Source organism: Variovorax fucosicus, from assembly GCF_030316825.1.
GTDB lineage: Bacteria > Pseudomonadota > Gammaproteobacteria > Burkholderiales > Burkholderiaceae_C > Variovorax > Variovorax fucosicus.
On record NZ_JASZYU010000003.1, the window covers coordinates 388,058 to 401,459 of the forward strand.

Here is a 13,402-nt window from a genome sequence, read left to right on the forward strand (position 1 = left end):
CCCGCGCTGCGAAGGCGCGGCAAGGCACGAAAGCTGGTACGCCACCGGGCGGCTGCGAAGCACCGGGCGGCAGGAGGAGGAATCGGCAGCCCGCCTCAGCGGCGGGTGTCAGGTCGGTGCAGGGGGATCGCGCGAAGCGAAGGGCCAACGGCCCGGACTGGGAACGAAGGCGGCCGCTGGCTGCAGCCCGAGGGGCGCGGCCGGCGCGGCCAACGCAGGAAGGAGAGCCGGCGCGGTTGCCGGCATGCCGGCCTGATGCGCGCAGGCCAGGCACCGCGCACACAGCCCTGGGACTTCATCGTCGTGCCCGGAGGATGCGGTGTCCTCGTCCGCTTCCAGCAGGCGCCATTCCTGCGCGATGTCCGTCCCGACCTGCCGCAGATGCTCCGCATCGTGCAGGGGCATGCCGACGGCCGTGTTGAAGAACACGGCGAGCAGCAGGAGTCGGAGCAGGATGCGGCGCATGGGGGAGGCGAAGGGCTGGCATCATACTATCGAGAATAGATTCTCAAGAAAGGCTTAGCCCTGAAACGGCCGGCTTCTTGCCTCTCTCAGCGCCAGCCAGCCGCCTTGAGCTTGTCTGCCAGCTGCTGCGCCACGACTGCATAGCCCTGCGCGTTCGCATGAATGCGATCCGAACGCAGCGCCGCATCGGACAGAACGGCGGAATACACGTCCGGGATCAGAAGTGCCTTCTCGGCCGCCGCCACCTCTTCATAGAACCCGGCATCGCTGAGCGCACCGACCGTCGCCCGCAGCGGCTCGGGTGCCGGTGTTGCGATCACGGCCACGTAGGGCGTATGCCCAAGCGCCTGACGCACGATGGCCGCCACGTTGTCTTTCGTCGCCTGCTGCGACACGCCGCGCAACATGTCGTTGCCGCCGATGCCGACCAGAACCGCGTCATAGCTGCCCGCCGCCAGCAAAGCCTCCAGCCGCTTCAGCGCGCCGGCCGAGGTGTCTCCATTGACACCTTCGTTGTCGATCCGCCAGCCCGTCAGCTGCGCCAACAGCGCCGGCCAGGCCTGCCCGGGCGCCGCACCATAGCCCACGGTCAGGCTGTCGCCCAGCGCCAGGACGCGCGCATCGGATTTCAGCGCAGCAACGGCTGCCTTGCGCTTGCCGCAGGCCATCAGGATCAAGGCCGACTGCAGACCAGCCAGCATGAGAAGGTGTCGTCGGTTCATTTCAGTCAATGTCCATGGAGCTCGCGTTGTCGGGCGCGATTATCCGAGACCAGCGTCCGCGGCGAAGCAGTGCATCCAGGACTTCATGCGCTGGCACAATGACTGGATATGCATACAGCCTTGGTGCCATCAGCCGGGCCCTCCGTGGCCGCCATGACGGTGTCGGTGCGCACGCTTTGCGCGTTCGCAGCCAAGGCTGGCGATTTGGACATCCGGTTCGTGCCCGCGCCAAGCGCGCTGGAGGGAATGGCCGGCCACAGGCTGGTTCAGGCCCGACGTGGCCTTGGCTACCAGAAGGAAGTGGCGCTGGCCAGCCGCTGCGACTCGCTGCAGGTGAGGGGGCGCGCCGACGGGTTCGATGCGGACAAGGGTCGCGTGGAAGAAATCAAGACCTTCCGCGGCGATTTGGAGGCCATGCGCTCGAACCACCGCGCGCTGCACTGGGCGCAGGCTTGGTGCTATGGCTGGATGCTGTGCGAGCAGGAGTCGCTGGCTTCGATCACGGTTGCGCTGGTCTATCTGGAGATCGCGACGGGCGAGGAGACGGTGCTCGAGGCACGCTGCACGCGCGAAGCGCTGCGTGCCGACTTCGAGGCGCTTTGCGCGCGGTTCATGGGTTGGGCCAAGCAAGAGGACACCCGGCGCGCCGTGCTGGCCGCGCAACTGGACACGCTGGCCTTCCCGCACGCCGGCTTTCGCGCGGGCCAGCGCGAACTGGCGCAGGGTGTCTACCGCGCGGCGAGCGCACAACGCTGCCTGATCGCACAGGCGCCCACGGGAATCGGCAAGACGGTCGCGACCCTCTACCCGCTGCTGCGGGGATGGTCGACCCACCAGACCGACAAGATCTTCTACCTCACCGCGAAGACGCCCGGCCGCGCGGTGGCGCTGCAGGCGCTCGACCTGATCGGCGCCGGCGCCGCTGCGCTGCGGGTGCTCGAACTCACCGCCCGCGACAAGGCATGCGAGTACCCGGGCCGTGCCTGCAGCGGCGAGACCTGCCCCCTGGCGCGCGGCTTCTACGACCGGCTGGCGGCCGCGCGCGACACGGCAGCAACTGCGCGCCGGCTGGACCGTGCGCGCCTGCGCGAGATCGCACTGACGCATTCGGTGTGCCCGTACTACCTGGCGCAGGAGATGGTGCGCTGGAGCGACGTGGTGGTCGCGGACTACAACTACTACTTCGACAGCAGTGCGCTGTTGTTCGCACTGACGCAACAGGAAGAGTGGCGCGTGGCGGTTCTGGTGGACGAGGCGCATAACCTGCTCGAACGCGCGCGCGGCATGTATTCGGCGACGCTGGACGAGCGGCTGCTCGCGACCGCGCAGCAGGCGGCCCCGGGCCCCATCAGGCGCGTGCTGGCAGCGGTGCAACGCGAGTGGCAGGGCGTCCAGAACGCGCAGCAGTGCACCTACGAGGCGCGAGATGCGATACCCGAGCGATTCCATCATTCGCTCGAGGCTGCCGTGAGCGCGATCGCCGAACATCTGGCGGCGGGTCCGCCTCCTGCGCAAGGGCCGCTGCTGCGCATCTTCTTCGACATGCTGCATTTCGCGCGCATGGCCGAATCTTTCGGCCTGCATTCGGTGTTCGAGAGCTCGCTGGGAGCCGAGCAAGAGGGCACGCTTTCGCTGCGCAACCTGGTGCCGGCACCGTTTCTCAAGGGCAGATTCTCCGGGTCGATCACGACCGTCTGCTTCTCCGCCACCATCGCGCCATTCGGCTTCTATCGCGACGTTCTCGGCCTGCCTGACGGCAGCGCTGAACTCGATGTGGTCTCACCCTTCCGGGCGGATCAATTGCACGTGCGCGTCGCGTTGGATCTGTCCACGCGATTCGGCGACCGGGCCCAATCGCTGCATGCCCTGACCGCCTTGATCGGCTCGCAGTTCCGCGAGCAGCCCGGAAACTACCTCGCGTTCTTCAGCAGCTTCGCCTACCTGGAACAGGCCCACACCGTGTTCAGGCGGCACCATCCCGACGTCGCCACATGGGCACAGTCGAGCGGCATGCCGGAGGCGGAACGGGAGACTTTCGCCGCACGGTTCGTGGCGGGTGGCCAAGGCATCGGCTTCGCCGTGCTTGGCGGTGCTTTCGGGGAGGGGCTGGATCTGCCCGGCGACCGGTTGATCGGAGCGTTCATCGCCAGTCTCGGCCTGCCCGAGCACGACGCCATGAACGAGGTGATGCGCGCCCGAATGGAAGTGTTGTTCGGCACGGGCTACGACTACACCTACCTGTTCCCGGGGTTGCGCAAGGTCGTGCAGGCCGCGGGCCGCGTTATCCGGACGGAACAGGATGCAGGCGTGGTCTATCTGATGGACGATCGTTTTGCGCGGCCCGAGATTCGCCGCCTGCTGCCATCGTGGTGGCGCGTTGAGACCGCGCTCAGCGGCACTCGTAGTCCGCCGCTGCCTTCGCCGTCCCCGTCCCTTTCCACGTGATCCTCTTTGGATATACGCATATCGGGTAACTCACGCTGTTGTCGCGCGAAGAGATCACCATCTCGCCCGGCGCCACGCCGCGCTCCACCCAGTCGACCAGCGCGCTGAACATCAAGTCCCTGTCGCGCGTCGGCGTCTGGTTGGCGTTGCCCGGCAGCCAGGGCATGGGAACGACGTTGTTGTTGCCGGCCACCGTGAAGGCACGGCCCTGCGAGCTGTGTGCCATACCGGGAATGTTGTACATGCGCAGGAACTGCTGCACCTGCGCTTCTCCGCCTGCGCTCGCCTTCACCCGCTCATACCAGTGAACCGCGCCCTGCGCCGGAATCACGTCCTCGGCCAGGCCGTTCCACAGGATCATCTTGCGGTTGCCGCTGCGGAAGCGGCCGAGGTCGGCGTTGTCGGTCAGGTAGTCGCGCAGGAAGGGCAGGGTGTCGATGCGAAGGAATGCCTCGGCATAGCCGGGCAGCGTCAGTTCGCGCCAGCGGTTGCGCACGGTGGTCGAAGTGTTGGTGATCGGGATGCCCGACGCCGCGGGCGCAGCGGCGGCATAGGCCACGTCCTGCATTGCCAGTGCCAGCGTGTCGCTGCCGGCAACGCTGGTGATCTGGGTGCTCAGGCTGGAGCCGCGCGTGGGGGCCCACCACAACTGCTTGCTGCCCAACACGCGGCCAGCACGGCCGTCGGTGGTCTGCGCAGGGTCGTAGCTGCCGTCACGGGTCGGGCCGTACCAGATCTTGTTGAGCGCCACTGCTTCCTTGGCCGACATGCAGGTGGCCGCGTCGGCGTTGCTGCCGGTCACACCCTGTCCGGTGACGCCGGTGCACAGGGCGCCAGCATCGCGCAGCGGGTCATAGCTGCAACTGAACGGGTCGACCAGGAAGCCGAGCTTCTCCTTGTCGCAGTTGGCCACGGCGCGCGCATTGGCGGCGGCGACCTTGCGCGCGAAGGCGTCGGCCGCAGGCCTGTCCAGCGCAGTGATGCCGAGTTCCTCCTTCATGACGATCTGCGGATAGAGCCCGGCCAGGCTGAAGCGGGTCACGCTGACGGCCGGCTGCGCGATCAGGTAGCCGTCATACAGGTCGGGACGTTCCTGGGCCACCTTCAGGCCTTGGCGGCCGCCCTGCGAGTGGCCATCGTAGTAGCTGTAGCGCGGCGTCCTGCCGTAGTAGACCTCGACCAGCGCGCGTGTCTTGATCGCCTGCTCGTAGATGGCGCGGCTGCTCATGTCGCGAAAGCTCTCCTCGTTGACCCGGCCGTTCGACAGGAACGCGAATGAGGCGTCCTGGTAGTGCGGTTGGCCGCCGTCGTGCGTGCCCGAGGCATAGCCCATGTTGGCGTTGACGATGGCCGGCACCTTGCTGCCGATCGGCTCAGGGTAGCGGTGCCCGCCGCCCACCCAGCCGCCACCGCCATAGTTGCGGATGCGTTCGTTCCATACAGCGGGCGCCGGCAGCCAGACCTCGATGCCGATGCCTTGCGACCAGGAGCGAGCCGTCGTGTCCTTTTCCGCGGTGGCGCCCGGGCCGACAAGCAGCTTGACCAGGCACATGTCGGTGGCGGCCGTGATCGGCTGCGGAGAGTCCACCGCCACCAGCGGCGTGCCCTTCCGGATGTTGCGCACGGCCACCACGGTCGTCAGGGCGTCGGGCTTGAATGCGGACTTGAGGCCATCGTCGCAGGCAAGCGGCTTGCTCGGCGGGGTCGCCACCGTACCGCAGGCAGGCAGCAGCAACGCGCCCGCGAACAACACGCACAGGGTTTGGAATTTCATGGTGGACTGTAGTCATCGACCCGTCCAGGAGGAGGGCAGGGAGCGAGCCTGGAACACGATGATCGTTCGCTGGCAACCGATGATCGATCGCTTCCAGGGTTTCCACCAAAATGGCGCCCACAGGGTCGAGCATCTGGAGTGCACTCAGCGACCCTTGTCCTCCCAGTCCACCCAATCCACCGGATGGGTTTCGAGATATCGGCTGACGGTGGCGCCGATGGTCGGAAAGAACGCCGCTTCCCCAAGCTGCGCGAAAAGCCCGAACCGCTTCAGCTTGTCCTTGACGGGATCCTTCATCTCGGCAAAGCACAGCTGAATGCCAGCCGCGTGCAGGGTTTCGATCAACTCGGCCAGCATGTCGGCGGAGGTCACGTCCACGCTGGTGATTGGTTCCGCGGCAACGACCAGCCAGCGCACTGGCGTAGGCGACGAAGCCACAGCGTCGAGCACCCGGTCGTGGAACAGCTCGGCGTTGGCGAAAAACAGCGGCGCATCCCAGCGAAACAGAACCAGACCGGGGATGAGACGCGCGTCGGGATAGCGCGTGATGTCGTGGTAGCCCTTGACGCCGTCGGCGCGTCCCAGCACCGCGAAATGGGGGCGCCAGGCATCCCACAGGAATTCGATGACCGCGATCACGATGGCCAGGCCGATGCCTTCAATCGCGCCCAGCACGGCCACGCCAACGGTGCATGCGATCGACAGCCAGAACTCCCAGCGCTGGATGCGATAGATCCGTCGCAGGTCGGTGACCTCGATCAGGCCGATGGCCGATGCGATCACGACCGCGGCCAATGCGCTGGTGGGCAAGTTTTTCAGCAGATCCGGCGCCACCACCAGCAGCAGGGCAACGGCAAGCGCGCCGACGACTCCGGTCAGCTGGGTCTTGGCGCCTGCGGCCTCGGCCACCGGCGTGCGTGACGAACTGCTGCTGACAGGAAATCCCTGAAAAAATCCGGCCGCGAGGTTGGCGGCGCCGAGCGCCACCATCTCCTGGTTCGGGTCGACATAGGTGTGGGTCCGCGCCGCATAGACACGAGAGAGCACGCTGGTGTCGGCGAACGAGACGAGAGCGACGGCGCAACCGCCGATCAGGACGGGGACGATGTCGGCGGTAGTGATCCATGGGATGGCGAAGGCAGGAAGACCTTGGGGGAGGGCGCCGAGAACCGACACCCCGGCGCGTGCCGCAAGGCCCAGCACGCCAACGACCACGGTCGCTCCCACAACGGCGATCAGGGTGCCCGGCAAGCGCTTGCTGCCCTTGAGCAGCAGGATGACCGCCAGGGTGCCCGCGCCGACCATGAACGTGGTCCAGTTGGTCTTTCCATCCATCACCGCATTGGCGATGGCCCTCAGGTTCCCCAACGGCCCATCGCCTTCGATCGAAAACCCGAAAAGCTTGGGCAGTTGGCTGATCAATACCGTCAGCGCGATGCCGTTCATGTAGCCGTAGCGAATCGGCTTGGAGAGAAGCTCGGTGACGAAGCCCAGGCGCGCGACGCCGGCAAGGATGCACACCGTCCCCGAAACGATCGCCATCATGCCCGCAAGGGCGACCGCGCGATGCGGGTCGCCGCCAGACAGTGGAAGGACGACGGCGAGCATGACGGCAGCCAACGAGGAATCCGGGCCCAGCACCAAAATCCGACTGGGTCCGAACACGGCGTATGCGAGCAACGGAACGATGGTCGCGTAGAGCCCATAGATGCCGGGTACGCCCGACGCCTGCGCGTAGGCGATGCCGACGGGCACCAGCATCGTGGTCAGCACCAGTCCGGCAACGATGTCGTGCCGCAACCAGGCCATTTGGTACCCGCGCAGCGTGCGAAGTCCCGGCATCCAGCGGGTCCACCCGGTCTGATCGGCGGCCTTCGTCCGCAGCGCAATGCGGCCCGGTTCCGGGAGAGGGGATGAAGGATCCAAATTGCTCATAAGCCGCTGGCCGCTTGGACGACAGTGCAGATGCGCGTGAGCAAAGGCAAGAGGGAAGATGCGGGTGGGTCGACAATGCTTCGATGGTGCAGAAACAACCTCCCGCTTTCCAGCCCTTGACCGGCATCTATGAGCCGTCGGCGATCCAGCAGTTGCCGGACGGGCGCTTTCTTGTGGTTGAGGACGAAAAGAGCCATCCCTTCAGTTTGGTCGTGATCGGCGCCGATGGAAGTGTCGACAGTACCGAGATCACTGCCGGACTGTTTCAGATCTTCAGTGACTTCTGGAAACTCGATGATCTGGAAGGACTTGCTTTGGATCGCGCAGGCTTCGTCTACGCCATCACATCGCATTCTCGAGATGGCGAAGGCGACGAAAAAAAGTCCCGTGAACGACTGGTTCGATTCCGGATCGATGGGAGCCGGGTTGCAGATACAAAAGTCGTCGATGGCTTGAAGCGCGCCTTGACGGCGAAGCATCCTGTACTGGCCTCGGCAGCCAGGATTCCGGATGTCAAAGTCGGCGGCGGGCTCAATATTGAAGCGTTGGAGATCAGCCCGGACCAGCAACGACTGCTGATCGGCTTTCGCAGCCCGTTGCACGACGGCCGCGCGATCATTGCCAGCGTCGAGAATCCGCGTGGCCTCTTTGAGGCAGACGAAGCACCCGGGGTGGCGGCTGATCTCGACGAGTTGGACCTGGGCGGCCATGGAATTCGCGGGTTGTCTTACGTCCCCTCCATCGGCGAGTACCTGGTCATCAGTGGGCCGGTTTCGCGCGAGCCAGGCCAGTTCGCCCTCTGGCTCTGGAATGGTCAGCAAGACGGCGCGGCGCGCCGTGTCACGGTCCCGGGTCTTCAGGGCCTGGAGCACGCAGAAGGGGTGAGCCCGGCCGTCATCGACGGGGTCGCCCGAATCATCATCGTCAGCGACGATGGGAATCGGAAGGCAGGACGATCAGCGAGTTATCTTCTGCTGGATCTCGACCAACTGCAAACTGCGCATTGAATCGGCCTGCCCCGGGGGAATGCCCGGCGGGATTGAACCATCACCCCTGCGCTAAGCTCAACTCCATATGTCAACAGTGGGCAAGGTCCGGGTCATTTTTGTTTCGAAGCGCAACTCGCTGCGAAGCGTTCTTGCGCATGCATGTCTCGAACATATCGGCGGTGAGCGTTTTGCAGCCCTGTCGTGCGGCTCTCCAAAGCACCTCGCCAGCGAAATTCATCCAGCAGCGCTTGGTGCGCTGGCGAGCGCCCGGATGCGACCGCCTCTCAGTATCCCGACAAGTTGGGGGAAGTTGAGGGAGCAAGGTGCCGGCAGAGCCACGTTCATCATCACGCTGGACGATGAGACTATCGGGGAACAGCCGGCTTGGCCGGGGCAACCAGATACCGCACTTTGGTCGATGCCGGACGTTGCTGCATTGGAAGATCCGGAAAAGGCGGCCTACGGCGCCATCCAAACCCTCTACGCCCTTCGACGCAGACTCGAGTTGTTCATCAACCTGCCACTGGCCAAAGGTGACCGGACGTCTCTCCGAGCCGATGTCCGGGATTTGGGAACCATGAGATAGCACTGCGCCACCGCGCAGCCGCCCTTCGTCACCGGGCGACGGCTGGCGGCGGCAGGTGGGACTTGCCGGCTTCGGTCATGGCGTGATTCAGGGCAGCACCATGACCTGCAAAGCCAGTCGCAGCCCGTGCTCGTACGCCTCATCGACCGATATCGCACGAGCGGCCCGTCCTGGCTGGTTCGCGTCGAGTGCATCGCGCGTCGAACTGTCTGGCGTGGCTGCCACCAGCTCGCGCCACCGCGAAGCGGGCAGCATCAGGGCCTCGCCGCCGGCCCCTTGCAGGACGATGCCTGCGAGACGACCACTGGCATCGAGGACCGGTCCCCCGTGCGGCCCGTCGGCGACCTCGATACCCAATCGCCGGAGTTTGGCGTTGCCCTCGACAAGGCCGAAGAAGCCTTGGCTCAGCGACGGCCAAGCGGGCACCGCGGTGTCGGATGTCGCGTATTCCACGGCAAAGCCGACACTCCCGGCGAAAGGATCACGACCCGGCATGGGCTGCGTTCCACTGCCATCGAGCGCGGCATCCAGGCGCAGCAAGCTCAGGCCCAGGGCTTCGAAGCCTTGCTTCACTGGATCGATCCGCGCCCGCGTGGTTCGCCCGAGCCCGTTGCGTACCCAGAGCTCGCCGGATGGGGCGAGGCCCGCGACTGCGCTGGGTACCAGAGCCATCGTTCCATCGTTGATCAGCACGCCGCTGGAGACGACTCGCGCCGCCTCCGGCACCGCGGCCTGCATACCTTCCATCAACGCCTGTGGGGCCATCCGATGCGGGCCTTGCAGCAGCAGACCGGTCGCGAGTTGCCTCGGCGCCGAGAAAGCCCGGCGCACCTCGAACGCCACGGGGTCATGCGGCGAGCGCTCCAGGGTGCCTTGCAGCGAGCGTTCGGCGACCGCCGCTTGCCCACCCGCGCGCAACAACCACGCATACAGGGCACCCGCCGGCGCGGATTCGAGGTGGGCGCCGGCAACGTGGGCGCAGAACGCCAGCGCGCGCCGGTATTGCCCGGCCTGCATGTAGGCCCGCACCAGCCCCATCTCGGTGTCGGGGGCGTGCAGCATCATCGCGGCGCGGTCGAATGTATCCGTGGCGGCCACCGTATCGCCGCGCGCGAGTTCTGCTTCTGCGCGTGTCAGCAGCGCCAGACGGGCGGCCACCACAGCCGGGTCGAGCACGCGCATGTCCGTGATCGCTGCGGCAGAGCGTGGCGCGACTCCGCTCGCCGCGGGCTGTGCGTCGACAGGCGCGCCGGGCACGCCCAATGCGACCACCGCGAGCGCGACCAGGGACACATCTCGAAGGCTTGCCTTCAACTGTCGAGCCCGTCAAGGCAACTGCGTGATGCGGGGGATCGCCAGCGCTGGCAGCGTCGGGTCATAGGCGGGCTTCGGCGCCTTGTAGCCGGCGTTGAGATAGGCGGTGAGTGCATCGATGTCCTGGGCGCCACCGAGCACGTTGGTGCCGCCCAATAGCACCGTGAAGCCGTCACCGCCGGTGGCCATGAAATTGTTGACGGTGACCCGGTAGGTCCTGGTCGGGTTCAGCACCACGCCGTTGGCCACGATCGTCTCCGGGGCACCTGTCGCTACGGGCGGTGTGACAGTGACGTCGGTCGGTGTCAGCACCATGCTGACGATCTTGGAGCAAGGCGCGGCGGACGCGCTCCATGCGTACTTGACGCCGTTCGACACCTGCATGACGCGCTGCGCGGTCTGGCCCCGGCACCCGGTGAACTGCTGCTCCAGCACGTCCTTGAGCTGCTGCGCGGTCAGCGTCAAGGTCACCAGGCTGTTGCCAAAGGGCTGCACCGTGAAGGCGTTGCCGTAGGTGACGTTGTAGGGATAGCTGGCCCCAGCGACCGCGAAGCCAGGATTTCTCACGCCGCCGGCGTTCATGAACGCCATCACGGCGCCGCCAAGCGCCGCCGGCTGAGTGGCTTGCAACTGGGCGTCGGCGATCAGGCTGCCGGCCGGCATCTCGCCAGCGCCATTTGCTGCATTGGGCAGCGGCGCGGTGATGGTGCCGATCACCTGGTTGGCGAGCGGCGACACCAGTGCGTTGTACCCGTCGACCACGTTCTTCACGCTGGGGTCGGTGACGATCGCCTGGTTGATCGCCACGTCCGTGCGATCCACCAGCCGGTTCGTCGCTGAAACGGCGATCACCTCGTGCGAGCGCGGATGCAGCGTCAGATCGATGTCGGTCAAGACGCGGCCGAAAGCGCTCGCGCTCGTGACCGGAATCAGCCGACCCTGCCTGTTCGGCAATCCGGTCGGGCGCGGCGTGCTCACAGTCGCGCCGTTGACGCTCTTCACGTCGACAGTGTTCGACGAACAGTTGTACGCGGCATGCGTGTGCCCGCTGATCACCAGGTCGACGCCGTTTCCGAGGCCCTTGACGATCTTCGCGATCTCGGAGTCGGTGCCGTCGGCGTTCTTCAGGTCGCCATCGCAGCCGTTGATGTCGCCGACGTTGGGGCTGGTCTGAAACCCGCCCTGGTGCACCAGCACGACGATCGCTTGCACGCCCTGTGCACGCAGGTGCGGCACCAGGGCGTTGACTGTCTGCGCCTCGTCGCGGAACTCGAGGCCGGCTACGCCGGTCGGCGTGACGATGCTCGGCGTGCCCTTCAGGGTCATGCCGATGAAGGCGACCTTCGCACCATGGAAAGTCTTGATGCCGTAGGGCGGGAAGAGGGTGCGACCCGTGGCCGTCTCGACGACGTTGGCGGACAACCACTTGAACTTCGCGCCGTCGAAGGTGCCCGGTGCATTCGAACCCAGGCCTTTGCAGCTGTTGGGATCCGGCACGCCATCGGTGAGCTTGCAGCCCCCATTCTGCAGGCGCTTGAGCTCCGCAGAACCCTTGTCGAACTCGTGGTTGCCGACAGCGTTGAAGTCGACGCCGATCTTGTTGAGCGTTTCGATCGCAGGCTCGTCGAAGAACAAGGCCGAGATCAGCGGCGACGCACCGATGAAATCGCCTGCGCCGACCACCGCATTCATCACGTTCTGCGATTTCAATCGGGCCACGTAGGCCGCAAGGTATTCGGCGCCGCCCACGGCGGGCCGCTGCGCAGCCGGAACCAGGGTGTTGACGCCGAAGGTGCCGGGCGATTGCAGGTTGCCGTGGTAGTCGTTGAAACCGATGATCTTGATCTTGATCGGTTCGCGCCCACGGCCGTGGCGGTCGTCATCGCGGTCCCGGTCCCGTCCACGGGCATCGTCGCGATCCCTGTCGCGATGGTCGTCGTTGGCTGCGACGAACTGCCGCAGCCCGGCCGGGCCGGGCTGGGCATGCGCCGGAAGAGCGCCGACGCAGACAGCAGCGGCGGTCAATGCACAGGCGAGCGTGAAGCGGTTCGTCGGCATGGCGGACTCCTGGTTCATCCATCGGCTTCGAAGGGCAGGGCGCGGGGCCCGCGCTCGCGCTGACTATCGCCATCGTGGGTGACCGTGTCGTGACGCCTGGAGCCTGTCCACGTCCTTAGGACTTACTCCATCGGGATTCCCGCCTCCTTGACGACCTTGCCCCACTTGGCGAGGTCGGACTTGATCAGCGCGGCGTAGTCCTGCGGCGTGCCGCCCTGGATTTCGATGCCGACAGCCTCCAGCTTGGCGCGCACGTCGGGCAGCTTCAATGCTGCGTTGATCTCGGCATTGAGCTTTGCGACGATCGCCTTGGGCGTGCCGGCAGGTGCCAGAAACCCGCCGTTCGTGTTGGCGTCATAGCCTTTGAGACCCTGTTCGTCGGCGGTCGGCACATCCGGCAGCAGCGTTGTTCGCTTGCGCGTCGACACCGCAACGGCTCGTACGTTGCCGGCTTTCACCTGCGACTGGATGGCGCTGATCGTGTCGATGTACAGCGCGGTGCGCCCGGCCAGCAGATCCGGCTGGGCGGCGGAAGAGCCCTTGTAGGGGACCAGCAGCACCTGCGCTCCGCTTGCCATGCGGAACATCTCGGCCGCCATTTCCTGCGCACTGCCGCGGCCGGAGGTGGCGACCTTGGCTTGATCCGGATTGGCCTTCATCCAGGCCACCAGCTCGGGCAAGGTCTTGGCGGGGATCTTGGGGTAGATCGCGAACACCAATGGAACCTCGTGGGTGTAGACGATGGGCTCGAAGCTCTTTTCCGGATCCCAGCCCAGGTTCTTGAACAGGAACTTGTTGGTGTTGTGGCTGCCTCCCACGATGCCGATCGTGTAGCCATCGGGCGGCGATTTGGCGAGAACATCCGTGCCGAGGTTGTTCGATGCGCCAGGCCGGTTGTCAACGACCACCGGCTGGCCCATCGACAACGCCAGCTTGTCCCCGACGACGCGGGCAATGGTGTCGATGGCGCCGCCGGGAGGGGCGGGCACGATGATCTTGATCGCGTGGGTCGGGTAGGCCTGCGCAGATGCCAGGGACGGCACCATGGCCAAGGATGCCGAGACGGCAAGGATCTTGAACAGGGATGTGGGTTGCATGGAAGTCTCCTCTTGTG

General features: G+C 65.9%; 10 protein-coding genes. 3 read left to right on the forward strand and 7 right to left on the reverse strand.

Annotated elements, in window-relative coordinates:
• Nucleotides 1-108 precede the first annotated feature (108 nt).
• A complete protein-coding gene (locus QTI05_RS19385) occupies nt 109-465 on the reverse strand; it encodes a hypothetical protein (RefSeq protein WP_286620344.1) in 357 nt (118 codons plus the stop codon).
• 86 nt (nt 466-551) lie between these two features.
• Nucleotides 552-1,187, reverse strand: coding sequence for a GDSL-type esterase/lipase family protein (locus QTI05_RS19390; RefSeq protein ID WP_286657840.1), 636 nt, complete (start codon nt 1,185-1,187; stop codon nt 552-554).
• Nucleotides 1,188-1,295: 108 nt separating this feature from the next.
• Between QTI05_RS19390 and QTI05_RS19395 the strand changes: the two genes are divergently transcribed.
• On the forward strand, nt 1,296-3,632 hold the full coding sequence (locus QTI05_RS19395; protein WP_286620348.1) for an ATP-dependent DNA helicase: 2,337 nt from the start codon (nt 1,296-1,298) through the stop codon (nt 3,630-3,632).
• Here QTI05_RS19395 and QTI05_RS19400 read toward each other — a convergent pair.
• Nucleotides 3,577-5,406 carry a tannase/feruloyl esterase family alpha/beta hydrolase gene (locus QTI05_RS19400; protein WP_286620350.1) on the reverse strand — a complete coding sequence of 610 codons (1,830 nt, stop codon included), beginning with the start codon at nt 5,404-5,406 and terminating at the stop codon, nt 3,577-3,579. The genes QTI05_RS19395 and QTI05_RS19400 overlap by 56 nt on opposite strands.
• A 144-nt stretch (nt 5,407-5,550) precedes the next feature.
• Nucleotides 5,551-7,341 carry a SulP family inorganic anion transporter gene (locus QTI05_RS19405; protein ID WP_444812940.1) on the reverse strand — a complete coding sequence of 597 codons (1,791 nt, stop codon included), beginning with the start codon at nt 7,339-7,341 and terminating at the stop codon, nt 5,551-5,553.
• A gap of 83 nt (nt 7,342-7,424) precedes the next feature.
• On the opposite strand from QTI05_RS19405, the gene QTI05_RS19410 reads away from it, so the two are divergent.
• Both QTI05_RS19410 and QTI05_RS19415 read left to right on the forward strand, forming a co-directional pair.
• Entirely contained in the window at nt 7,425-8,348 is a 924-nt protein-coding gene (locus tag QTI05_RS19410) for a DUF3616 domain-containing protein (RefSeq protein WP_286657841.1), read from the forward strand.
• A 67-nt stretch (nt 8,349-8,415) separates the two neighbouring features.
• On the forward strand, nt 8,416-8,916 hold the full coding sequence (locus QTI05_RS19415) for a low molecular weight phosphatase family protein (protein WP_286544337.1): 501 nt from the start codon (nt 8,416-8,418) through the stop codon (nt 8,914-8,916).
• 87 nt (nt 8,917-9,003) lie between these two features.
• Here the strand turns inward: QTI05_RS19415 and QTI05_RS19420 are convergent, their stop codons facing one another.
• The 3 genes from QTI05_RS19420 to QTI05_RS19430 form a co-directional block, all read right to left on the reverse strand.
• Nucleotides 9,004-10,209, reverse strand: a complete 1,206-nt coding sequence (locus QTI05_RS19420) for a tetratricopeptide repeat protein (protein WP_286620355.1) — start codon at nt 10,207-10,209, stop codon at nt 9,004-9,006.
• A gap of 33 nt (nt 10,210-10,242) precedes the next feature.
• The gene (locus tag QTI05_RS19425) at nt 10,243-12,288 is read right to left on the reverse strand and encodes a bifunctional metallophosphatase/5'-nucleotidase (RefSeq protein WP_286620357.1); all 2,046 of its coding nucleotides are present in this window, start codon (nt 12,286-12,288) and stop codon (nt 10,243-10,245) included.
• Nucleotides 12,289-12,410: 122 nt separating this feature from the next.
• Nucleotides 12,411-13,385, reverse strand: a complete 975-nt coding sequence (locus QTI05_RS19430) for a Bug family tripartite tricarboxylate transporter substrate binding protein (RefSeq protein WP_286620358.1) — start codon at nt 13,383-13,385, stop codon at nt 12,411-12,413.
• Nucleotides 13,386-13,402: the final 17 nt, after the last annotated feature.